This is a genomic window from Pseudomonas sp. Y5-11, assembly GCF_022368695.1.
Taxonomy (GTDB): domain Bacteria; phylum Pseudomonadota; class Gammaproteobacteria; order Pseudomonadales; family Pseudomonadaceae; genus Aquipseudomonas; species Aquipseudomonas parakoreensis.
Genome location: NZ_CP058974.1, coordinates 296237 through 318367 on the forward strand (window position 1 = coordinate 296237; position 22131 = coordinate 318367).

At 60.9% G+C, this 22131-nt stretch carries 20 protein-coding genes; 14 read left to right on the plus strand and 6 right to left on the minus strand.

What is annotated here, in order from left to right:
- Positions 1 to 20: 20 nt before the first annotated feature.
- Complete coding sequence (locus tag HXW87_RS01285; protein WP_007964152.1) at positions 21 to 692, minus strand: TetR/AcrR family transcriptional regulator; 672 nt, start codon at positions 690 to 692, stop codon at positions 21 to 23.
- Positions 693 to 837: 145 nt separating this feature from the next.
- Here HXW87_RS01285 and HXW87_RS01290 point away from each other — a divergent pair, with 145 nt between their 5' ends.
- The 5 genes from HXW87_RS01290 to HXW87_RS01310 all read left to right on the plus strand — a co-directional run bounded on the left by HXW87_RS01290 (position 838) and on the right by HXW87_RS01310 (position 5551).
- Complete coding sequence (locus HXW87_RS01290) at positions 838 to 2268, plus strand: coniferyl aldehyde dehydrogenase (protein ID WP_047297156.1); 1431 nt, start codon at positions 838 to 840, stop codon at positions 2266 to 2268.
- A gap of 28 nt (positions 2269 to 2296) precedes the next feature.
- Positions 2297 to 2842 carry a twin-arginine translocation pathway signal protein gene (locus tag HXW87_RS01295; protein WP_121182471.1) on the plus strand — a complete coding sequence of 182 codons (546 nt, stop codon included), beginning with the start codon at positions 2297 to 2299 and terminating at the stop codon, positions 2840 to 2842.
- A gap of 120 nt (positions 2843 to 2962) precedes the next feature.
- Positions 2963 to 4558, plus strand: a complete 1596-nt coding sequence (locus HXW87_RS01300; RefSeq protein ID WP_239778350.1) for a GMC family oxidoreductase — start codon at positions 2963 to 2965, stop codon at positions 4556 to 4558.
- A gap of 115 nt (positions 4559 to 4673) precedes the next feature.
- Positions 4674 to 5153: a pantetheine-phosphate adenylyltransferase gene (gene coaD / locus HXW87_RS01305; protein ID WP_003229157.1), complete on the plus strand. Its 480-nt coding sequence runs from the start codon at positions 4674 to 4676 to the stop codon at positions 5151 to 5153.
- A 146-nt stretch (positions 5154 to 5299) separates the two neighbouring features.
- Entirely contained in the window at positions 5300 to 5551 is a 252-nt protein-coding gene (locus HXW87_RS01310) for a YfhL family 4Fe-4S dicluster ferredoxin (protein WP_003195146.1), read from the plus strand.
- A 132-nt stretch (positions 5552 to 5683) separates the two neighbouring features.
- Here HXW87_RS01310 and HXW87_RS01315 read toward each other — a convergent pair whose 3' ends face one another.
- The 3 genes from HXW87_RS01315 to HXW87_RS01325 all read right to left on the minus strand — a co-directional run bounded on the left by HXW87_RS01315 (position 5684) and on the right by HXW87_RS01325 (position 7727).
- On the minus strand, positions 5684 to 6007 hold the full coding sequence (locus HXW87_RS01315) for a multidrug transporter (protein ID WP_239778351.1): 324 nt from the start codon (positions 6005 to 6007) through the stop codon (positions 5684 to 5686).
- Positions 6008 to 6076: 69 nt separating this feature from the next.
- Complete coding sequence (mutM, locus tag HXW87_RS01320) at positions 6077 to 6889, minus strand: bifunctional DNA-formamidopyrimidine glycosylase/DNA-(apurinic or apyrimidinic site) lyase (protein WP_047297159.1); 813 nt, start codon at positions 6887 to 6889, stop codon at positions 6077 to 6079.
- Between the two features lie 25 nt (positions 6890 to 6914).
- Positions 6915 to 7727: an HDOD domain-containing protein gene (locus HXW87_RS01325; protein ID WP_179295008.1), complete on the minus strand. Its 813-nt coding sequence runs from the start codon at positions 7725 to 7727 to the stop codon at positions 6915 to 6917.
- Positions 7728 to 7955: 228 nt separating this feature from the next.
- Here HXW87_RS01325 and HXW87_RS01330 point away from each other — a divergent pair, with 228 nt between their 5' ends.
- The 6 genes from HXW87_RS01330 to ilvD all read left to right on the plus strand — a co-directional run bounded on the left by HXW87_RS01330 (position 7956) and on the right by ilvD (position 15769).
- Positions 7956 to 8495, plus strand: coding sequence for a type 1 glutamine amidotransferase domain-containing protein (locus HXW87_RS01330; RefSeq protein ID WP_239778352.1), 540 nt, complete (start codon positions 7956 to 7958; stop codon positions 8493 to 8495).
- Positions 8496 to 8763: 268 nt separating this feature from the next.
- Complete coding sequence (locus HXW87_RS01335) at positions 8764 to 9960, plus strand: class I SAM-dependent rRNA methyltransferase (protein ID WP_041063621.1); 1197 nt, start codon at positions 8764 to 8766, stop codon at positions 9958 to 9960.
- Positions 9961 to 10397: 437 nt separating this feature from the next.
- The gene (locus tag HXW87_RS01340; protein ID WP_047297162.1) at positions 10398 to 11471 is read left to right on the plus strand and encodes a SagB family peptide dehydrogenase; all 1074 of its coding nucleotides are present in this window, start codon (positions 10398 to 10400) and stop codon (positions 11469 to 11471) included.
- A complete protein-coding gene (locus HXW87_RS01345) occupies positions 11468 to 12445 on the plus strand; it encodes a diiron oxygenase (RefSeq protein WP_182402886.1) in 978 nt (325 codons plus the stop codon). Before HXW87_RS01340 ends, HXW87_RS01345 begins: the two co-directional genes overlap by 4 nt.
- A complete protein-coding gene (locus tag HXW87_RS01350; protein WP_239778353.1) occupies positions 12438 to 13670 on the plus strand; it encodes an MFS transporter in 1233 nt (410 codons plus the stop codon). Before HXW87_RS01345 ends, HXW87_RS01350 begins: the two co-directional genes overlap by 8 nt.
- 257 nt (positions 13671 to 13927) lie before the next feature.
- Complete coding sequence (ilvD, locus tag HXW87_RS01355; RefSeq protein ID WP_007964170.1) at positions 13928 to 15769, plus strand: dihydroxy-acid dehydratase; 1842 nt, start codon at positions 13928 to 13930, stop codon at positions 15767 to 15769.
- A 172-nt stretch (positions 15770 to 15941) separates the two neighbouring features.
- Here the strand turns inward: ilvD and HXW87_RS01360 are convergent, their stop codons facing one another.
- Positions 15942 to 16997, minus strand: coding sequence for a hypothetical protein (locus HXW87_RS01360; RefSeq protein ID WP_047297167.1), 1056 nt, complete (start codon positions 16995 to 16997; stop codon positions 15942 to 15944).
- A 241-nt stretch (positions 16998 to 17238) separates the two neighbouring features.
- On the opposite strand from HXW87_RS01360, the gene HXW87_RS01365 reads away from it, so the two are divergent.
- Positions 17239 to 18630 (plus strand): L-cystine transporter, encoded by a 1392-nt coding sequence (locus HXW87_RS01365; RefSeq protein WP_041063642.1) that lies wholly within the window; start codon positions 17239 to 17241, stop codon positions 18628 to 18630.
- 90 nt (positions 18631 to 18720) lie between these two features.
- Here HXW87_RS01365 and HXW87_RS01370 read toward each other — a convergent pair whose 3' ends face one another.
- Positions 18721 to 19233 (minus strand): dihydrofolate reductase, encoded by a 513-nt coding sequence (locus tag HXW87_RS01370; protein WP_182402892.1) that lies wholly within the window; start codon positions 19231 to 19233, stop codon positions 18721 to 18723.
- Positions 19234 to 19318: 85 nt separating this feature from the next.
- Between HXW87_RS01370 and HXW87_RS01375 the strand changes: the two genes are divergently transcribed.
- Positions 19319 to 20692 (plus strand): DUF2868 domain-containing protein, encoded by a 1374-nt coding sequence (locus HXW87_RS01375; RefSeq protein ID WP_239778354.1) that lies wholly within the window; start codon positions 19319 to 19321, stop codon positions 20690 to 20692.
- Positions 20685 to 22061, plus strand: a complete 1377-nt coding sequence (locus HXW87_RS01380; protein WP_239778355.1) for a GTPase/DUF3482 domain-containing protein — start codon at positions 20685 to 20687, stop codon at positions 22059 to 22061. Before HXW87_RS01375 ends, HXW87_RS01380 begins: the two co-directional genes overlap by 8 nt.
- The last annotated feature ends 70 nt before the right edge of the window (positions 22062 to 22131 follow it).

The following is a 22131-nucleotide window of genomic DNA, read 5'->3' on the forward strand; positions in this document are numbered from 1 at the left end:
GTGAGCGACTTCGAAATGGGTTACCGCCCTTCCTCGAGGGCCTGGGCCAGCGGTACGTAGAACTCGTCGAACAAGGCATTCACCTCTTCGCGGGCCTGATCGGTGACGAACCCGGCTTCCAGCACCAGCACCTGATACACGCCACGCTTGATGGCCTGCTCGCTGAGGTGGTTGGAGTTTTCCCGGGTGGTGCACAGAAAACGCACCCACGAGGTGAGGATGATCCAGGCATTGATCGTCAGGGACTCGATCTGTACCCGATCCATCTTGAGAATGCCGGCGGCGACAAAGCCCTCGTAGATCGCCATGCCCTGGATCACACAGCGCTGGGAAAAACGCCGGTAGCGCGCGGCCAGATCCGGGTCACTGTCGAGCAGGTGTTCCAGATCCCGATGCAGAAAGCGGTAACCCCACATCGCCGACAGCAGCTCCTTGAGGTAATAGCGCTTGTCTTCGACGGTGGCGGCACGCCCCTGTGGCGGGCGCAAAAAGCTGTCGACCAGACTTTCGTACTCACTGAACAGCACGGCGATGATCGCCTGCTTGTTGGGGAAGTGGTAGTACAGATTGCCCGGAGAAATCTCCATGTGCGCGGCAATGTGGTTGGTGCTGATGCTGCGCTCGCCCTGCTGATTGAACAGTTCGAGGCTGTTCTGCACGATGCGCTCGCTGGTTTTTATTCGTGGGGCCATGGCTTGAGCTTTAATTCAGAGTGCGGTGAGGGGCATCTTACGACCTAACCGGAATTGGATAAAACAAAGCTGTGTCGGGAAGTCATTTGACTTTCTAGAGCTTAGACTCTAAAAAGTCCTCACTACAATAAATCCGGAGCCGACGATGACTGCCGACATTGCTTATCTGCAAACGCTGCAACAGCCCCTGGAAGAGCTGGATCGGCTGTTCGCGGCACAGCGCGCCGCCTACACAGCCAACCCGATGCCGCCGGCGGCCCAGCGTCAGCAATGGCTCAAAGCGTTGCGCGACATGCTCAGCAATGAGCGCCAGGCCTTGATCGACGCCATCAGCGCCGATTTCAGTCATCGCAGCGCCGATGAAACCCTGCTTGCCGAGCTGATGCCCAGCCTGCACGGTATCCATTACGCCAGCCGCCATCTCAAGGGCTGGATGAAGTCGTCGCGGCGCAAAGTCGGCATGGCCTTTCAGCCGGCGTCAGCGAAAGTCGTGTACCAGCCGCTCGGCGTGGTCGGTATCATCGTCCCGTGGAACTACCCGTTGTATCTGGCCATCGGCCCATTGGTCGGTGCGCTCGCGGCGGGCAACCGGGTGATGCTCAAACTCAGCGAATCGACTCCGGCCACCGGCCAGTTGCTCAAAACCCTGCTGGGACGAATTTTCCCCGAAGACCTGGTCTGCGTGGTGCTCGGCGAGGCCGACATCGGCGTGGCGTTCTCCCGTTTGCGCTTTGATCACCTGCTGTTCACCGGCGCCACCAGCATCGGCAAGCACGTGATGCGCGCGGCGGCGGAAAACCTGACCCCGGTGACCCTCGAACTGGGCGGCAAGTCCCCGGCCATTGTCTCCGGCGACGTACCGCTCAAGGACGCCGCCGAACGCATCGCCTTCGGTAAAACCCTCAACGCCGGCCAGACCTGCGTCGCGCCCGACTACGTGCTGGTACCGCAAGACCGTGTCGGCGCGTTCGTCGAAGCCTATCGCCAGGTAGTGAACAATTTCTATCCGACCCTCGCCGACAACCCGGACTACACCGCGATCATTAACGAGCGCCAACTGGCCCGGCTCAACAGTTATGTCAGCGACGCCACGAGCAAGGGCGCGCTGCTGATCCCGCTGTTCGAACAGGGCCAGGGCCGGCGCATGCCGCACAGCCTGCTGCTGAACGTCACCGATGAAATGACCGTGATGCAGGATGAAATCTTCGGCCCGCTGCTGCCGATCGTGCCGTATCAGGATCTCGATCAGGCGTTTGCCTACATCAATCAGCGCCCGCGTCCTCTGGCGCTTTACTACTTCGGCTACGACAAGCGCGAACAGAACCGCGTGCTGCACGAAACCCACTCCGGCGGCGTGTGCCTGAACGACACCTTGTTGCATGTGGCCCAGGACGACATGCCATTCGGCGGCATCGGCCCGTCGGGCATGGGCCACTATCACGGCCACGAAGGCTTCCTGACTTTCAGCAAGGCCAAGGGCGTCCTGATCAAACAGCGCTTCAACGCCGCGAAGTTGATCTATCCGCCGTACGGCAAATCGATCCAGAAACTGATCCAGAAGCTGTTCATCCGCTAATCGTCGTCACCGCCGGGTAATAACAACAATGCACCCAAGCCTGACCGAAACACCTGCCCTGTCGCGCCGTGGCCTGCTGAAATTCAGCCTCGGTGCCACTGCGTTCCTCGCCACCGCCGGCCTTGGCGCCAGCCTCAGTGGTTGCTCATCGAGTATCGCGGCCAATGGCTTCGTCACTTTGCGTGACGGCGACCTGCTGTTCCTGCGTGCACTGATTCCGGTGATGCTCGAAGGCGCCGTGACCACCGAGAAAATGCCCGGTGCGGTGGATGGCACTCTGAAGTCGCTGGACTTCAGCCTCGATCACCTGTCGCCGGAGATGCTCAAACTCACCCGACAACTGTTCGACGTGCTTGGCATGGCCGTCACCCGCGGGCCGCTCACCGGCATCTGGGGCAGTTGGGAAAACGCCAGCCCCGAGGCGATGCGTCACTTCCTCGAACGTTGGCAGAACAGTTCATTGAGCCTGCTGCGCATGGGCCATAGCTCATTGCAGCAAATGGTGATGATGGCCTGGTACACCCGCGCCGAGTCCTGGGCGCATTGCGGCTACCCCGGCCCGCCGACTGTTTGAAACCGAGTCGCGTCCTTCGCGAGCAGGCTCGCTCCCACACATGCACCGCATTCCTCCTGTGGGAGCGAGCTTGCTCGCGAAGGGGCCCGCCAGAACAACAAGAACAAGAGAACCTGATCAATGCCTGTACCCGACCCGTTCCGCGAAGGCCTTGCCCGTGGCTGGAAAACCTACAACGGCGCACAACTGACCGACGACCTGACGCTGCAAACCGACGTGGCCATCATCGGCAGCGGTGCCGGAGGCGGCACCACGGCGGAAATCCTCAGCGCCGCCGGTTACAAAGTGCTGCTGATCGAAGAGGGCCCGCTCAAGACCAGTTCCGACTTCAAAATGCTTGAAGACCAGGCCTACAGCAGCCTCTATCAGGAAGGCATCGGCCGCATGAGCAAGGACGGCGCGATCACCATCCTCCAGGGCCGTGCGGTGGGCGGCACCACGCTGATCAACTGGACGTCGAGCTTCCGCACGCCCGAGCCGACCCTCGAACACTGGGCCAGGGAACACAACGTCAAAGGCCACAGCCCGGCCGAGATGGCGCCGTGGTTCGAGAAAATGGAACAGCGCCTCGGCGTCGCGCCATGGAGGGTCCCGCCCAATGCCAACAACGACGTGATCCGCAAGGGCTGCGAGCAACTCGGCTACAGCTGGCACGTGATCCCGCGTAACGTCCGTGGCTGCTGGAACCTTGGCTATTGCGGCATGGGCTGCCCGACCAATGCCAAGCAATCGATGATGGTCACCACCATTCCGGCGACCCTGGAAAAGGGCGGCGAGCTGCTGTACCTGGCCCGCGCGGAAAAACTGTTGATCAGCGGCGACAAAATCACCGGCCTGCAATGTGTGGCGATGGACGAGCGCTGCGTCGCGCCGACCGGACGCAAAATCACGGTCAAGGCCCGGCATTACGTGCTGGCGGGCGGCGGCATCAACAGCCCGGCCCTGCTCTTGCGTTCAGACGCGCCGGACCCGCATCAGCGCCTCGGCAAACGCACCTTTTTGCATCTGGTTAACATGTCCGCCGGGCGTTTCGACGAGGTGATCAACCCGTTCTACGGCGCGCCGCAGTCAATCTACTCGGATCATTTCCAGTGGCAGGACGGCACCAGCGGGCCAATGGGCTACAAACTCGAAGTGCCACCGCTGCAACCGGCACTGGCGGCAACGCTGCTCGGCGGCTTCGGCCAGCAGAACGCCGAACACATGGCTGATCTGCCGCGCACCCACGCGATGCTGGCGCTGCTGCGCGACGGCTTCCATCCGGATAGCCCCGGCGGCAGTGTCGAATTGCGCGGCGACGGCTCACCAGTGCTCGACTATCATGTCTCGCCTTACGCCTGGGAAGGCTTGCGTCGCGCGTTTCACAGCATGGCCGAGATCCAGTTCGCCGGCGGCGCGAAAGCGGTAATGCCGATGCACGCCGATGCGCGCTACGTGAACACCCTGGCCGAGGCGCGCAAATTGATCGACGGTCTGAGCCTTGAGCTCTATCGCACGCGGCTGGGCAGTGCCCACGTGATGGGCGGTTGCGCAATGGGTGAAGACCCGAAAAACGCAGTCACCGACAGCCTTGGCCGGCATCATCAACTGAGCAATCTGTCGATTCACGACGGCTCGCTGTTCCCCACCAGCATTGGCGCCAACCCGCAATTGTCGGTGTATGGACTGACTGCACAACTGGCGACATCCCTCGCCGATCGGCTGAGAAATCCGTGAAAAAAACGGTTTATCGCGTCGTCTATAGTGCTTTCTTACCCAACAGGCGACTTGGCCGACCGGGACGGCTGCGATACCATCCGACTCCCCAACGGACTCCCGCCAGGACGACGCGATGAACCGAGTGTTGTACCCAGGTACCTTCGACCCTATTACCAAAGGGCATGGCGATCTGGTCGAACGCGCCTCGCGCCTGTTCGATCACGTGATCATTGCGGTCGCCGCCAGCCCGAAGAAAAATCCGCTGTTCCCGCTGGAACAACGGGTTGAGCTGGCTCGCGAGGTCACCAAACACCTGCCCAACGTCGAAGTGGTCGGCTTCTCGACGCTGCTGGCGCATTTCGCCAAAGAACAGAACGCCAATGTGTTCCTGCGCGGTCTGCGCGCAGTGTCGGACTTCGAATACGAATTCCAGCTGGCCAACATGAACCGCCAGTTGGCCCCGGACGTCGAGAGCCTGTTTCTCACCCCGTCCGAGCGTTATTCGTTCATTTCCTCGACGCTGGTGCGGGAAATCGCCGCGCTGGGCGGCGATATCAGCAAGTTCGTGCACCCGGCCGTGGCCGATGCCCTGACCCTGCGCTTCAAAAAGTAGGAACTGCCGAAGGCTGCGATCTTTTGCTTTTAAAGATTGCAGTCTTGTGCCCTTGATCGCAGCCGCGTGCACTGCGCTCGCCAATGCGGCACAATTGCGCGCATTGATTTATTGCGCCCGGGCCTGCCGCCCCGGCTGGAGTTAGCATGTCCCTGATCATCACCGACGATTGCATCAACTGCGACGTCTGCGAACCCGAGTGCCCGAACGCTGCCATTTCCCAAGGCGAAGAGATCTACGTGATCGACCCGAACCTGTGCACCCAGTGCGTTGGCCACTACGACGAACCGCAGTGCCAACAGGTCTGCCCGGTGGATTGCATTCCGCTGGACGAGGCGCATCCGGAGACTGAAGAACAGTTGATGGAGAAGTACCGCAAGATCACCGGCAAGGCCTGATCTGAACGTTTTGTAGCGCTCTTCCGGGCCTCTTCGCGAGCAAGCTCGCTCCCACATTTGAAATGCGCTCCAATGTGGGAGCGAGCTTGCTCGCGAAAGGGCCATCAGCAGCAGCGCAAAACCCTGATCAGCTCACTCACGCTGCTCAAACCCCTCCCCCGTACACCCCAGACACCGCACAAAAGCAGCTTTCGCCGGATCCACCACCAGTGCCTGCCCCGCATCGCCCACCCCGCCACCCAGCGCGGTAAACGGCAATGACACCACAAACACCCCCGCACCCAGCACCGTTGCCGCCACCAACAAAGGTCGGGCAATCAGCAGATCGCCAATCATGGCGTAGGCGGGAGGGTTCTGGATGGTGTAGCGCGGATCACCGCTGCCGTTTTCCGTGGCCTGAACGGCCAGGCTGGAACACAGCAGCAGTGTGACAAACAGGGCTTGCAAGGACTTCATGGCACGATCCTTCGGGCTGAACAGTGAGACCACTCACTATAGACCGTAGGACTTTTTCAGCTTTTTGCCTCAGGTCTGACAGCGCGGACAGAACACACTGGCCCGTTGCCCCAGCTTCACTTCCCGCAGACCGGTGCCGCAGACCTTGCAGTGCTCACCGCCACGACCATAAACGAAGAGCTCCTGCTGGAAGTACCCCGGTTGCCCGTCGCCGCCAATGAAATCACGCAACGTGGTGCCGCCGCGCTCGATGGCTGCGGCCAGGATGCGCTTGATCTCGATTGCCAGCTTCAGGTAACGCGCCCGGGAAATGCTCTTGGCTTCGCGCCGCGGATCAATCCCGGCGGCGAACAGCGCTTCGGTCGCGTAAATATTGCCGACGCCCACCACCACCGCGTTGTCCATGATGAACGGCTTGACCGCCATCGAACGCCCGCGTGACAACTGGAACAGCCGCTCGCCGTCGAACAGATCGGTCAATGGCTCCGGTCCGAGGCGAATCAGCAGTTCGTGATTGAGCGGGTCGCTACTCCAGAGCATCGCGCCGAACCGGCGCGGATCGGTGTAGCGCAGGGCCAGCCCGGACTCCAGCTCGATATCGACATGCTCATGCTTGGCCGCCGGCATCCCGACCTCAACCAGCCGCAAGTTACCGGACATGCCCAAGTGGCTGATCAGCGTGCCGACTTCGGCGTTGATCAGCAAATACTTGGCCCGCCGCTCGACCAGCACGATGCGCTGTCCGGACAGGCGCACATCGAGGTCCTCGGGGATCGGCCAGCGCAACCGGCGATCACGCACGATGACCCGGCTGACACGCTGACCTTCCAGGTGCGGAGCGATCCCGCGGCGGGTGGTTTCGACTTCCGGCAATTCAGGCATGGGGGTCTCGAATCAGTTTGCTAAATCAGTGTGCGCCAAGTTCGCGGATCGTCTGCTTCAACGTTTCGAAGTCGTAATCCGAGAGGCCGATGTACTCCAGCACCAGCGGCCCGACGGCCTGCCATTCGAAGTCTTCGGTCTGGTTGCCCAGCACCCGGTACGACGCGCAGATGTGCTCGGCCATCTTCAGGATCGCCAGCAGGTTTTTCATCTGACTGTTGCGCGAGGTTTCGTCGCTGAAAATCGCCAGGGCATTGTGGTGGTTGGCGATGGCTGCACTGACGTGTTCCGGCAGGCGCCAGGACTTGGCGGTGTAATAACCGACCACCGAGTGATTGGTGTTGTAGACATCATTCTCGGTGTCCACGACCCGGCGCTCGGCACTCGCGTTGGCGTAGGCCTTTTCGAGTGTCGTCATGTAATCCGGGAAACGCTGAAGCATCAGCGGCACGCCGCAGTCGTGGAAAAGCCCCAAGGCGTAAGCCTCGTCGCTGGCCTCGGTGCCGACGCGCTTGGCAAGGGTCAGGCAGGTCATGGCCACATCCTGGGCGGTATCCCAGAAACGGTTGAGGGTGACGATGGTGTCGTCATTCATCTCGCCCTTGATCGACATGGCGTTGATCAGATTGACGATCGAACGGCTGCCCAGCAGGTTCACCGCGCGCTTGATCGAAGTGATCTTGTTGCTCAGGCCGTAATACGGCGAATTGACGATTTTCAGCAGCGAACCGGACAGGCCGGGATCCTGGGAGATCAGCTTGGCGATCACCTCCAGGTCCGGGTCGGGCATGTACTGCTCCATTTGCAGATCCACCATGATCTGCGGCTGCGCCGGCACACTGATGCCTTGCAGGGATTGTTGAATCTGTTCGGTGGTCAGCTCTTGGGACATAAGTACACACTCTGGGACAGGCGGCGATTCTAACCTCTAAAAACCGCACGACGACACACCAGTGGGCAATTGTCAGGAACTTTCATTCACGCTCAGGCTTCGGACTGTGTAAGGCCGACCGGACAATCAAGCACCGGCTCGGCGGTAATTTCCCGCAGACTCAGGAGCTTATCGATGACTACCTCCCTCACCGGCAAACGCGTCGCCATTTTGGTAACAGACGGTTTCGAACAGATCGAGTTGACCGGCCCCAAGCAGGCTCTCGAGCAGGCCGGCGCCCAGGTCGACATCCTCTCCGCCGAAGCCGGCAAGGTCAAAGGCTGGAACCACGACAAACCGGCGGATGACTTCAAGGTCGACCAGACCTTTCAAGGCGCCAGCAGCGAGCAGTACGACGCGATCGTCCTGCCGGGCGGCGTGCAGAACTCCGACACCATCCGCATCGACCAGGATGCCCAGCATCTGGTGAAAACCGGGGCCTCCGCCGGCAAACCGATTGCGGTGATCTGCCATGGCGGCTGGTTGCTGATTTCCGCCGGGCTGGTCAACGGCAAAACCATGACCAGTTACAAGACCCTCAAGGATGACCTGGTGAATGCCGGGGCCAACTGGGTCGATAAAGAAGTGGTCAAGGACGGTCATCTGATCAGCAGCCGGCAGCCGGATGATATTCCGGCGTTCAACAAGGAGCTGATCGACGCGCTGTCAGCCTGATCTGTGGGCTAGTGAATTCATGTGGTGAGGGGATTTATGTGGCGAGGGGATTTATCCCCGATGGACAGCGCAGCTGTCCCAAATCGATTCACGCGGTCAGTCAGACAACTGCGTTCGGGGTTTGCGGCTGCTACGCAGCCGATCGGGGATAAATCCCCTCGCCACAGTAAACTCCTTCTTTACTGATTGCCCTTGCCACATATCCACTCACCAGCCAATCAGGCCGAGCAACACGCTATACTCCCGCTCTTTTTTCCGGAGCGACGTCATGTCCCTGCCTAGCCTGCGCCTCAAAGCCAACGCCGACCGTCGCCTGCGCAACGGCCACTTGTGGGTCTACAGCAACGAAATCGATGTGGCCGCCACGCCACTGCACGGCTTCAAGGCCGGCGATCAGGCGATCCTCGAAGCTGCCGGCGGCAAGCCGCTGGGCATCGTTGCCATGAGCCCGAACAACCTGATCTGCGCGCGTCTGCTGTCGCGCGACATCAAGTTGCCGCTGGACAAGTCGCTGCTGGTGCACCGCCTGAACGTGGCCCTGTCGCTGCGCGAGCGTCTGTTCGACAAGCCGTTCTACCGCCTGGTCTACGGCGACTCCGATCTGCTGCCAGGTCTGGTAGTCGACCGTTTCGGCGACATCCTCGTCGTGCAGATCGCCTCGGCGACCATGGAAGCGCATAAAGATGCCGTGATCGCTGCACTGACCCAAGTGCTCAAGCCGAGCGGCATCCTGTTCAAGAACGATTCCGCCGCCCGTGATGCCGAAGGTCTCAACCGCTACGTCGAAACCGTGTTCGGCCTGGTGCCGGAGTGGGTGGCCCTGGAAGAGAACGGCGTGAAATTCGAAGCGCCGGTCATTGGCGGCCAGAAAACCGGCTGGTTCTACGACCACCGCATGAACCGCGCCCGTCTGGCCCCTTACGCCAAAGGCAAACGCGTTCTCGACCTCTATAGCTACATCGGTGGCTGGGGCGTGCAGGCTGCCGCGTTCGGCGCCAGCGAAGTGTTCTGCGTCGACGCATCGGGCTTTGCCCTCGACGGCGTCGAGCGTAACGCCGCGCTGAACGGCTTCGCCGACAAGATGACCTGCATCGAAGGTGATGTCTTCGAAGCGCTGAAGGAACTCAAGGCCAGCGAAGAACGTTTCGATGTGATCGTTGCCGACCCGCCTGCGTTCATCAAGCGCAAGAAAGACATGAAGAACGGCGAAGGCGCCTACCGTCGCCTGAACGAGCAAGCCATGCGCCTGCTGACCAAGGACGGCATTCTGGTCAGCGCTTCATGCTCGATGCACCTGCCGGAGGACGATCTGCAGAACATCCTGCTGACCAGCGCCCGCCACCTGGACCGCAACATCCAGTTGCTTGAACGCGGCGGTCAAGGTCCGGATCATCCGGTACACCCGGCTATCGCCGAGACTCGCTACATCAAGAGCATTACCTGCCGTCTGCTGCCGAACAGCTGATTGCCCATGAAACGGGGAGCCTGCGGGCTTCCCGTTGGCTTTACGGCGATGCAATATCGTCGAATTTCTTTCCTTTTCCTACAACTAACTTCCTACATGTACGCAGGACATTTCCCTGCGCGTTGAATTTCAAGAACTAAAACTTACAAACTTGACCTTGCAGCACATCCACTCCGACAAAATTAATAGAAATTTCCTACCCAAGTATCGCTTGCCAATAATTCATTACAACCTATTATTAAGTTGTCACCACGACGGTGACATTCACTCTCAATGAACAAGGAGTTCATACTTATGAAAGCAATTACTCTGGAAACCAACAAAATCGCAAACCTGGCTTTTCTGGTTGCGCCTAAAACCCGCTAAGTAAACCGGAACGCTGGGGAGTGCCGGCACCCCAGCGTTCTTTCGACTATATCCAGAGTGATGAATACAACATGTACATCAATCCTTATTTATTCATATTGCCGCGCACACCCGGACAAATAGTCTGGAACTACAAAAACCACACTCAACATGAACTGGACCTGACTTACTCTTGTCGACTTGCACAACTAATCAACAATCCGGAACAGTTCGACAGACGCAACATAATAGACTCACAACTTCTAAACGCAGGCATATTAACCGTTGCAAAAATAGACAGTCCGCCATGGGGCTGGGACGAGCTGTCGAAGATTTATCATATTGGTACCCAGAACATTCCCTGCGAACAGACACCCCGGAATATTCATGAGTGGTCCAGGCAATACCTGAACCATTGCAGCGCAGTGCTGACCACACCGGCACCCGCTCAAGATCGCCCGATACTTGAAGACGCACCTCGAATCGCCCTCCCCGCCTCTGCGGCCCTGACCGTCGCCAGCCTGGGTAATGTCCTGCGCTTGAGAAAAACCTGCCGCTCCTTTACTGGCGAAGCGATCACGCTCGGCGACGTCGGCACACTCATGTATCTCACACTGGGTTTTCTTCACCACCGCGACCATGACCGCGACGAAAGCATCGCCGAAGGCCTCGGCGCCCGTCGCAGCAGTCCCTCCGGGGGTGGACTGAATGCCTGTGAAGGCTTTCTTCTGGCACGCAATATCGAGGGTCTTGAGCCGGGCCTCTACGCCTATCACCCGGCAGAACACGCGCTCAGCCGGGTCAACCCATTGCCCGAACCTGCGCTCGGTCATTTGCTGGCGGGCCAGCATTTCATCAATAACCTGCCTCTGGGCCTGTTCATCACCGCTCGTTTCGACAAGCTCTGGTGGAAGTATGAACACTCGCGCGCCTATCGCATGGCGTTCGTCGAGGCGGGTCATCTGTCGCAGACCTTTCAACTGGTGGCCACGGCGCTGGGCCTGGGAACGTGGCTGACCGGGGCATTCGCTGATCGGCAGGTCGAAGCCTTGCTCAAACTCGAAGGCAGCGCTGAACAACCGTTGTTCTTTGTCGGCTGCGGTGCCAGCGACGGTCAGGCGATGTGTCAGGAAATGCGCGACCTGTTGCTGGAGACACGGACATGAACGTGCCATCCACGGATCTTCCCGAAGCACCAACGTCCTGGGCGCTTCGATTTACCCTCGGCGACTGGAACAACCACGCTTCGGTACGCACCAGCCGGCACGACTACCGTTTGCCGGAGGACCTGCAATTGCAACTGCAGACCCGCTTCTGGTTCCCGCCGGCCTTCCTGCCGTATCTGTCCCATCCGGCCATCGAAGCCGCAGGCAGCAAGGTCATGCATCGGCTGGCAGCCAGCCACCTGGTGCACTTCCTGGACTACACCACGCTGCTTGAACACCGCATCGTCAACCGCGCCGTGGAAACCATCGTCCACGGCGAGTTGCCCGCGTACATTCCTCCACGGATGAAAACCGCCGCGCTGCAGCTGTATACCGACGAGGGTTATCACGCGCTGTTCTCCCATCAACTGGCCGAACAGATCGCCGAACTGCATGGTTTTACCGGTCGTCCGCAGATGCCGCTGCGCATCACCCGCCTGACCGGTCAGATTGCCCGAACGCCGGAGAGTAAACGCCCGCTGGCATGGTTTCTGCTGGGTTTCGTCTCGGAAACCATCATTGCCCGGGAGCTGCTGGATGTGTGTCGGGAAACGCTGGTCAGCAGCGTGAATGACATGTTGCGCGATCACCTCGCTGACGAAGCGCGCCACAGTCGGTTTTTTTCCGAAGTCTTCCACTACCTCTGGTTGACCCTGAACAGCCGCCAGCGCGCCTTCGTTGCCAGAACCTTGCTGGAGACCCTGGCGACCTTCTTCGAAGTGGACGAGCAATGGCTGCATCAAAGCCTGCGCCGCGCCGGTATCGGCGAAGGTGCGATCAAGGAAATCCTCGACAGCCTGACCAACGAGCAAGCCAGCCGCCAGCGTGCCAGATCCGGAGCCGTGGCCACACTTGCCGCACTCGAAAGGGCCGGATTTTTCGCACTACCCAACAACCGTAAACTTTTCGCCAAGGCAGGACTGATCGATGCGTGAAGGACGAAAGGCAGTAACAACCCGACAACGCCGCGGGGCGGTCAGTCTGCTGTTGGCCATGGTGCTGCTGGGGGTGTTTCCGCTGGATGTTCTGCTGCCGTCGTTCCCGGCGCTGGCTGAACACTTCGCCCGCACTCCGGCCGACATCGCCCTGTCGATCAGCCTGTTTGCCGTGGGCATTGCCTTCGCCCAGCTGGTGATCGGACCGTTGTCCGACGTCATCGGGCGCAAGGGATTGTTACTTGCCGGCATGGCGGTTTCGATCCTCGGCGCCATCGGTTGCGTGATGACCAGTGACTACATACTGTTCATGGCTTTTCGCATCGTGCAGGCCATCGGTTGCGGCTGTTTTGTCCTGTCGCAGGCGCTGGTACAGGACCTGTTCGATGGCAGGGAACGCGATCGCCTGCGGATCCTGATGGTGACCGCCACCGGGATCTTCATCTCTCTGTCACCGTTGGCTGGCAGCTTCTTGCAAGCGGCCTTGGGCTGGCGCGGCAGCTTCTGGCTGTTCATCGCCCTGGCGGCTGCGGTGTTGCTCAAGGCCTGGCTGTTTCTCGACGGTGGTCGACCAGACGTCAACGCTACACCGCTCAATTTCCTCAGCGCCTATCGACGGGTGCTCGGGGATTTCGAGTTCGTCGGCTACTGGCTGATTTCGGCTTTCGCATTCGCCTGTCACTTCTCGTTCATCGTCATTTCGCCGTTGATCTTCATGGATCAGTTGCAGCTGTCAGCCTACGACTTCTCGCTGATCCTGCTGATCTACGGCGCGGCTTATGTAACAGGCGGAATTGCCGCCGCGCTATTGAGCCGGCGCATCAGTTCTGCGCAACAGATCGTGGCCGGGTTGAGCCTGATCCTGCTGGCAGGGCTGGTGATGCTATTCCTGTCGCGCCACTCTGCACTCTCGCCCGCCACGGTATTGATCCCGATGCTGATCTGCACCGCCGGCACCACCATCTCACGCCCGGCCGCCACCTCACGAGCCATGGACCTGTTCCCGGAGAACGCCGGTACGTCGGCCTCGGCCGGCAGCACAATCATTTTCATTTGTGGCGGATTGATCAGTGCACTGATCAGCCTCAGCCCGAGCAATCTGCAAGCGACCCTCGGCTACAGTTTTGTCCTGCTCAGTTGCATCGCACTGGCGTTGAACAGGCGGATCAGCCGTCACGCCAGAGCGCTCGACACCAGTCCCATCACCAGCACGGGCGGCGATTGAACCTGCCGGTCGTCCTGCCACACGCACCGTCGGCACTGGAACAACGCTTTGCGCCATTCCCTCCAGACGCCAGCGGTGTAGAATCGGCTGATTCATCGCCATTCATCCCCCGGCGGGTTTATGAGCTCAGGCTGAGGCAAGCGGCGATCCCGCAAAGTCATCGGCAACATCCAGGACACACGGCCATTTCTGAGTGTTCCAGACGTCAATAGAAGCTCACTCCCTTTTGATACCTGATTAGCCGCCCGGAGTGCTCCATGCCAGATTACCGCTCGAAAACATCCACCCACGGCCGCAACATGGCCGGCGCCCGCGCACTGTGGCGCGCCACCGGGATGAAAGATGACGACTTCAAGAAGCCGATCATCGCCATTGCCAACTCCTTCACCCAGTTCGTGCCGGGCCACGTGCACCTCAAAGACCTCGGTCAACTGGTTGCCCGGGAAATCGAACGCGCCGGTGGCGTCGCGAAAGAATTCAATACCATCGCCGTGGATGACGGCATCGCCATGGGCCACGACGGCATGCTGTATTCGCTGCCGAGCCGCGAGATCATCGCCGACTCCGTCGAGTACATGGTCAACGCCCACTGCGCCGACGCCATCGTCTGCATCTCCAACTGCGACAAGATCACCCCGGGCATGCTGATGGCCGCCTTGCGCCTGAACATTCCGGTGATCTTCGTGTCCGGCGGTCCGATGGAAGCCGGCAAGACCAAACTCGCTTCCCACGGCCTCGACCTCGTCGACGCCATGGTGATCGCCGCCGACTCCAGCGCTTCTGACGAGAAGGTTGCCGAGTACGAGCGCAGCGCCTGCCCGACCTGCGGTTCGTGCTCCGGCATGTTCACCGCCAACTCGATGAACTGCCTGACCGAAGCCCTTGGCCTGGCGTTGCCGGGCAACGGTTCGACCCTGGCCACCCACAGTGATCGCGAGCAGCTGTTCCTGCAGGCCGGCCGCACCATCGTCGAGCTGTGCAAGCGTTACTACGGCGAAAACGACGAATCCGTGCTGCCGCGCAACATCGCCAACTTCAAGGCGTTCGAGAACGCGATGATGCTCGACATCGCCATGGGCGGTTCGACCAACACCATCCTGCACCTGCTGGCGGCCGCCCAGGAAGCCGAGATCGATTTCGATCTGCGCGACATCGACCGTCTCTCGCGCAGCGTGCCGCAACTGTGCAAAGTGGCGCCGAACATCCAGAAGTACCACATGGAAGATGTGCACCGTGCCGGGGGCATCTTCAGCATCCTCGGCTCTCTGGCCCGTGGCGGCCTGCTGCATACCGACCTGCCGACCGTGCACAGCCGCAGCATGGAAGAAGCCATCGCCAAGTGGGACATCACCCAGACCACCGACGAAGCCGTGCATCACTTCTTCAAGGCCGGCCCGGCGGGCATCCCGACCCAGACTGCGTTCAGCCAGTCGACCCGTTGGGAAACCCTGGATGACGACCGTGAAAACGGCTGCATCCGCAGCTTCGAACACGCCTATTCGAAAGAAGGTGGCCTGGCCGTGCTGTACGGCAATATCGCGCTGGACGGCTGCGTGGTGAAGACCGCCGGCGTTGACGAGTCGATCCACGTCTTCGAAGGCAACGCGAAAATCTTCGAAAGCCAGGACAGCGCGGTGCGCGGCATCCTTGCCGACGAAGTGAAGGAAGGCGACATCGTCATCATTCGCTACGAAGGTCCGAAAGGCGGCCCGGGCATGCAGGAAATGCTCTACCCGACGTCATACCTGAAGTCCAAAGGCCTGGGCAAAGCCTGTGCGTTGCTCACCGACGGGCGCTTTTCCGGCGGTACTTCCGGCTTGTCGATCGGCCACGCTTCGCCAGAGGCCGCGGCCGGCGGCGCGATCGGTCTGGTGCAGGACGGCGACAAAGTGCTGATCGACATTCCGAATCGCTCGATCAACCTGTTGGTCAGCGATGAAGAACTGGCTGCACGCCGGGTCGAGCAGGACAAGAAAGGCTGGAAGCCGGTCGAACAGCGTCCACGCAAAGTGACCACCGCTCTGAAGGCCTACGCCCTGCTGGCGACCAGCGCCGACAAGGGTGCGGTGCGTAACAAGGCGATGCTCGACGGGCTGTAAGCGTCGAATCGCCAAAACAAAAATGCCCCGCCAACTGCGGGGCATTTTTTTGCCTGATGCTTGCAAACCACCCCATGTAGGAGCTGCCGCAGGCTGCGATCTTTTGATCTTGCTCTTAAAAACAAGATCAAAAGATCGCAGCCTGCGGCAGCTCCTACAGGGATTTCAGGACTTACTGAATTTCTTCAGGCTTGACGATCACCCAGTTCTTGTCCGCCGTCACCGGCAACCCTTCCTTGGCCTGCGCCGCTGCGTGCTTGGCCATCATGCCGTTCAATTGAGTCATGTATTTGTCCTTGCGGTTGACCCACAAGTGAATGCCGCCCTTGGCCACATCCACATCGTGGAACAGCATGTAGCCATCGCTGCTCGGGGTGTCGCCGCCCACCAGTACCGGTTTTTTCCACTCATCGATGTAGGTCAGGATCGCCGCATGCTTGCCGGCCATCCAGGTCGCCGGGGTCCACAGGTACGGCGTCAGTTCGAGGCCGAGGTTGGCCTTCTCGTCATACTTGCCGGCGGTGATCTGTTTGCGCGCTGTGGTCAGTTCGCCGGTTTCGCGGTTCTTCAGCAGCGTGGTCACGCCGATCACGTTTTGCGGTTTGACGTTGTAGCCGTACTTCGGATCGGCCGCGACCATGCGTACCAGTTCTTCCGAGGCAGCGGTCATCACGTAGACCTCAATGCCATTCTCCATCAGCTTGTTGTACAGCTCGGCCTGGCCGGTGAAGACTTTCGGCGGCTGCACATCGAGGTTCTTCACCACGTCGCCGTCGTAATAAGTGGTCGGCACCGGTTTGCCCGACGCCATCAGCTCATCGACGTAGCCTTTGAGCTCCTTGAGCGTGAAGCCGGAGAACACTTGCGCCACCCACGGGTAGCAGACCATGTCGTCGACTTCGCACAGGCGGTAGTAGTAACTGAACAGGCTTTCCTTATGGTCGGCGGTGTCCTTGAACGGCATCAGCTTCAGGGAGGGATCGAGTTTGTCGCGGGTGATCAGGCCCTTGTTTTCCATGAACGGCAGCAACGACTCTTCGAGGTCATAGCGGTAACTGGTGTTGTCCATGTCGAACACCGCGTAGTTACCTTTGTTGGCGTTGGCCGCGATCATCGCGTCCAGTGCCTTGGCCTGATCCGCCGGCCAGTGCTTGAGATCGGTGGCGAATGCGTGAGCGGCTAGACCCAATCCAAGCACCACAGCGAGCATTTTCGGTGCGAACTTCATCGGCGTTTTCTCCCTGACTGAAAGACATCGACGCTAACAAATAAGTGTGACAGTCCTCGTCTGTCAGCGACCGCTTACGTCTCTTCAACGCCAGTTGCATTGCCAAGAGCGACAAGCGCTTATTCCAAAAACGACGGACGACCTGCTATTTCGGTATTAATTCATTGGAAATCAAACTGTTAGGCTTGCCGGTTCGCAGTTGCCCCAGAAGGCGACTGGCACAAGTCTTATCGGAGTCTTCATGAATCTGCCGCTGATCCTCAATCTGCTGGTGTTCCTCGCCCTGCTCTTCGGTCTGGCGCAAACCCGCCACACGACGTGGAGCCTGGCGAAAAAAGTCCTGCTTGCACTGGTGCTGGGCGTGGCGTTCGGCGTGGCCCTGCACACCGTTTACGGTGCCGGCAACCCGGTGCTGAAAGCCTCGATCGGCTGGTTCGATCTGGTCGGCAACGGTTACGTGCAGTTGCTGCAAATGATCGTGATCCCGCTGGTGTTCGCCTCGATCCTCAGCGCGGTGGCCCGTCTGCACAACGCCTCGTCGCTGGGCAAGATCAGCTTCCTGACCATCGGCACGCTGCTGTTCACCACCGCGATTGCGGCGCTGATCGGTATCGGCCTGACCAACCTGTTCGGCCTCACCGCCGAAGGCCTGGTCGCCGGTACTCAGGAAATGGCCCGTCTGCAAACCATCCAGACCGACTACGCCGGCAAGGTCGCCGACCTGAATGTGCCGCAACTGCTGCTGTCGTTCATTCCGCAGAACCCGTTCGCCGACTTGGCCCGGGCCAAGCCGACCTCGATCATCAGCGTGGTGATCTTCGCGGCTTTCCTCGGTGTCGCGGCGCTGCAACTGCTCAAGGATGACGTCGAAAAAGGTCAGAAAGTGATCAACGCCATCGACACCCTGCAAGCCTGGGTGATGCGTCTGGTGCGTCTGGTGATGAAGCTGACCCCGTACGGCGTGCTGGCGCTGATGACCAAAGTGGTCGCCGGTTCCAACCTGCAGGACATCATCAAGCTCGGCAGTTTCGTCGTGGTTTCGTACCTCGGTCTGGGCCTGATGTTCGTGGTGCATGGCCTGCTGGTGTCAGCGGCCGGGATCAACCCGCTGCGTTTCTTCCGCAAGATCTGGCCGGTGCTGACGTTCGCGTTCACCAGCCGTTCCAGCGCCGCGAGCATTCCGCTGAGCATCGAAGCGCAGACCCGTCGTCTGGGCATTCCACAGTCGGTAGCAAGTTTTGCCGCCTCGTTCGGCGCGACCATCGGCCAGAACGGTTGCGCCGGCCTGTACCCGGCGATGCTCGCGGTGATGGTGGCCCCAACAGTCGGCATCAATCCGCTGGATCCGCTGTGGATCGCGACGCTGGTGGCAATTGTGACCCTGAGCTCGGCCGGTGTGGCCGGGGTCGGTGGCGGCGCGACATTCGCCGCACTGATCGTGCTGCCGGCGATGGGCTTGCCGGTGTCACTGGTGGCGCTGCTGATTTCGGTGGAGCCGCTGATCGACATGGGTCGTACGGCGTTGAACGTGAGTGGTTCGATCACCGCGGGTGCGATTACCAGCCAGGTGATGCAGCAGACCGATAAAGCGCTGCTGGATGCGGATGAGCATGCGGAGCTTGCTCAGGCTTGATGTAAAGCACGATCAAAAGATCGCAGGCTTCGCCAGCTCCTACAGGGGACATGCGTAAACCTTGTAGGAGCTGCCGCAGGCTGCGATCTTTTAGGCTTTTTCCCAGACTTCGAAGTTGTACGCAGGCTTGTCGCCCTCAGCCGGATTCGGCACATTCGACACCAGCTTCCACTGGTTCAGATCGAACTCCGGAAACCACGCGTCCCCTTCCGGGCTCAGCGCCACACGGGTCAGATACAGACGATCGGCCTGCGCCAGCCCTTGCGCATACAACTGCGCGCCACCAATCAGCATCAGCTCATCGACGCCCTGCGCTTGCGCCCATTCCTCGGCACGCACCACCGCGGCTTCCAGCGACGGATACACCTCCGCGCCTTCCAACACCAAGTCTGGCTGGCGGCTGACCACGATGTTCAAGCGCCCCGGCAGCGGACGACCGAGGGAATCCCAGGTCTTGCGGCCCATGATGATCGGCTTGCCGAGGGTCGTGGCCTTGAAGTATTTGAAGTCCCCCGGCAGGTGCCAGGGCATGCTGTTGTCGACGCCGATCACGCGGTTTTCACCGAGGGCTGCGATCAGGCTGAGGGGGAGTGATTTAGTCATGCCGGCGAGGATACCAGAGCCTCGCTTGACCCGATAAGCGCCACAGCGGTTATGCTCACGGCTCAATTGAGCAACGGAATGGCGCGTGACTGAACTGACTCCCCTGCAAAACCTCTGGCTGACTGAAACCATCCGCCTGCGTGAAGAGCACGCGGGTCCTCTGGAGGATCTGGAAGCCAATCGTCTGGCCCGCGCGGCCGGCGGCGATCTGTCGAGCCGTATTCAGCGCCGGGCGGCGTGGCTGGCCGAGCGCGACGGGCTGAGCACGGCACTCAAGCACTGGTTGCAGGGCGCGCGTCTGGCGCTGGTGCTGCTGGTCATTTTCGCGCTGCTGAGCGGTGCCGGTCTGGCTTTCGCCGCACTGAGCCAGTCACCGGTGAATGTGTTCTGGGCCTTGGGCAGCCTGCTCGGGCTGAATTTGATTCTGCTGCTGAGCTGGGCGCTGGGGCTGATCTTTGCCGGTGAACACGGCGCCACCCTCGGGCGCCTCTGGTTGTGGCTCAGCGAAAAATTCGCCCGCGACGCCAAAGCCGCGCAACTCGCACCGGCCCTGCTGCTGATGTTACAGCGCAGAAAACTCAATCGCTGGGCCCTCGGCACATTGGTCAATGGCCTGTGGTTGCTGGCGATGTTCAGCGCACTGGTGCTGCTGCTGGCGCTGATGGCGACCCGGCGCTATGGCTTCGTCTGGGAAACCACGATCCTCAGCGCGGATACGTTCATCAACCTGACCCAAGCCCTCGGCGCGCTGCCGGCGCTGCTCGGTTTCAACGTACCCAGCGTGGAAATGATCCGTGCCAGTGGCGACGCAGCGCTGGATATCGAAAACGCGCGACAGGCCTGGGCGACCTGGCTGGTTGGCGTGCTGGTGGTCTACGGCGTTCTGCCGCGTCTGCTGCTGGCGCTGGTGTGTTTTTGGCGCTGGAATCGCGGCAAAGCCGCGCTGGCGCTGGACCTCAACTTGCCCGGCTACGCCCAGTTGCGCGAACGGCTGATGCCGACCAGCGAACGCCTCGGCATCAACGACGCGGCGCCTGAGCAGTTGCATCGGGTCGAAAGCAGCGTCAGCGAACACGCCAGCGAGGGTGCCCTGCTGGTCGCCATCGAACTCGACGATCAACGCTCCTGGCCACCAGCGCTGCCGAAAACCGTGAGCAACGCCGGCATTCTCGACAGCCGCGAATCGCGCAACAAACTCCTGGAGCAACTCAGCCGTTTCCCTCCGGCACGCCTGCTGATCGCCTGCGATCCACGGCGCTCGCCGGATCGCGGCAGCCTCGCGCTGATCGCCGAACTGGCGCGCAACGCCAGCGCCACCCGCGTCTGGCTGCTGCAAGCACCGCCCGGTGAAGCGCTGGACAGCGCCCGCCTCGGCGACTGGCATGTCGCGCTGCAACAGCTGGAATTGCCGTTCGCCGATTGCGCACCGATGAACTGGCTGGAGAACGGTCATGACTGATGCCCGCAAAGCCCCGCTGAAACTCGCGGTGGTCGGCCACACCAACGTCGGCAAGACCTCGCTGCTGCGCACCTTGACCCGTGACGTCGGTTTCGGCGAAGTCTCGCACCGCCCGAGTACCACCCGCCATGTCGAGGGCGCGCGGTTGTCGGTGGACGGCGAGCCCTTGCTTGATCTCTACGACACGCCGGGGCTGGAAGATGCCATTGCCCTGCTGGATTTCCTCGAGCGTCTGGAGCGCCCCGGCGAACGCCTCGACGGCCCGGCTCGACTGGCGCGGTTTCTCGACGGCAGTGAGGCGCGCCAGCGTTTCGAACAGGAGGCGAAAGTGCTGCGGCAACTGCTCGCCTCCGATGCCGGACTGTATGTAATCGACGCCCGCGAGCCGGTGCTGGCCAAGTATCGCGACGAACTGGAAGTGCTGGCCAGCTGCGGTAAACCGCTGCTGCCGGTGCTGAATTTCGTCAGCAGCGCCAGCCACCGCGAACCGGACTGGCGCGAAGCGTTGGCGCGGCTCGGCCTGCATGCGCTGGTGCGGTTCGACAGCGTTGCGCCGCCGGAAGATGGCGAGCGCCGCCTGTACGAAAGCCTCGCGCTGCTGCTGGAAAACGCCCGGCCGCAACTGGAACGGCTGATCGCCGATCAACAGGCCCAGCGCCTGGCGCGCCAGCAAAGTGCGGCACGCCTGATCGCCGAATTGCTGATCGATTGTGCGGCGTGCCGGCGCAGCGTGGTCAGCGACGCCGAGCAGGAACAGCAAGCCATCAGCGAACTGCGCAAAGCCGTGCGTCAGCGCGAACAGAAATGCGTTGAGGCGCTGCTCAAGCTCTACGCCTTTCGCCCGCAGGACGCGTCGGCCAGTGATCTGCCGCTGCTGGATGGGCGTTGGGGCGATGACCTGTTCAACCCGGAAACCCTGAAGCAACTCGGCGTACGGGTTGGCGGCGGGATGGCGGCAGGCGCTGCGGCCGGGGCTGGCGTGGATTTGCTGGTGGGCGGGATCACCCTTGGCGCTGCGGCGCTGGCCGGTGCGCTTGCCGGCGGCGCGCTGCAAACGGCGCGCAGTTATGGCAGCCGTCTGCTCGGCAAGATCAAGGGCCAGCGCGAGTTGACCGTGGATGACGGGGTGCTGCGGCTACTGGCGTTGCGTCAGCGGCAGTTGCTGTCAGCGCTGGATCAACGCGGACATGCGGCGATGGACGCGGTACAGGTCGCCACCCCGCAGGACAAGAGCTGGCGCGAGGGCAAGTTGCCCGAGGCGTTGAACAAGGCGCGGGCGCATCCGCAGTGGTCGTCGCTCAATCCCCATGCGAAGTTGAATCAGGCGGAGCGGCAGGAGCAGATAGATCTATTAGCTGCAGATTTGTAGCGTCTGATCCGGCCTCTTCGCGAGCAGGCTCGCTCCCACATTGGATCGTGGTCAGAACACAAAACCCTGT

Coding starts and splice junctions, on each gene's coding strand:
- HXW87_RS01285 (WP_007964152.1), bottom strand. CDS start 692: ATGGCCCCACGAATAAAAACCAGCGAGCGCATCGTGCAGAACAGCCTC.
- HXW87_RS01370 (WP_182402892.1), bottom strand. CDS start 19,233: ATGACTAAATCACTCCCCCTCAGCCTGATCGCAGCCCTCGGTGAAAAC.
- HXW87_RS01330 (WP_239778352.1), top strand. CDS start 7,956: ATGACTACCTCCCTCACCGGCAAACGCGTCGCCATTTTGGTAACAGAC.
- HXW87_RS01295 (WP_121182471.1), top strand. CDS start 2,297: ATGCACCCAAGCCTGACCGAAACACCTGCCCTGTCGCGCCGTGGCCTG.
- mutM (WP_047297159.1), bottom strand. CDS start 6,889: ATGCCTGAATTGCCGGAAGTCGAAACCACCCGCCGCGGGATCGCTCCG.
- ilvD (WP_007964170.1), top strand. CDS start 13,928: ATGCCAGATTACCGCTCGAAAACATCCACCCACGGCCGCAACATGGCC.
- HXW87_RS01315 (WP_239778351.1), bottom strand. CDS start 6,007: ATGAAGTCCTTGCAAGCCCTGTTTGTCACACTGCTGCTGTGTTCCAGC.
- HXW87_RS01360 (WP_047297167.1), bottom strand. CDS start 16,997: ATGAAGTTCGCACCGAAAATGCTCGCTGTGGTGCTTGGATTGGGTCTA.
- coaD (WP_003229157.1), top strand. CDS start 4,674: ATGAACCGAGTGTTGTACCCAGGTACCTTCGACCCTATTACCAAAGGG.
- HXW87_RS01345 (WP_182402886.1), top strand. CDS start 11,468: ATGAACGTGCCATCCACGGATCTTCCCGAAGCACCAACGTCCTGGGCG.
- HXW87_RS01380 (WP_239778355.1), top strand. CDS start 20,685: ATGACTGATGCCCGCAAAGCCCCGCTGAAACTCGCGGTGGTCGGCCAC.
- HXW87_RS01290 (WP_047297156.1), top strand. CDS start 838: ATGACTGCCGACATTGCTTATCTGCAAACGCTGCAACAGCCCCTGGAA.
- HXW87_RS01310 (WP_003195146.1), top strand. CDS start 5,300: ATGTCCCTGATCATCACCGACGATTGCATCAACTGCGACGTCTGCGAA.
- HXW87_RS01340 (WP_047297162.1), top strand. CDS start 10,398: ATGTACATCAATCCTTATTTATTCATATTGCCGCGCACACCCGGACAA.
- HXW87_RS01350 (WP_239778353.1), top strand. CDS start 12,438: ATGCGTGAAGGACGAAAGGCAGTAACAACCCGACAACGCCGCGGGGCG.
- HXW87_RS01335 (WP_041063621.1), top strand. CDS start 8,764: ATGTCCCTGCCTAGCCTGCGCCTCAAAGCCAACGCCGACCGTCGCCTG.
- HXW87_RS01300 (WP_239778350.1), top strand. CDS start 2,963: ATGCCTGTACCCGACCCGTTCCGCGAAGGCCTTGCCCGTGGCTGGAAA.
- HXW87_RS01365 (WP_041063642.1), top strand. CDS start 17,239: ATGAATCTGCCGCTGATCCTCAATCTGCTGGTGTTCCTCGCCCTGCTC.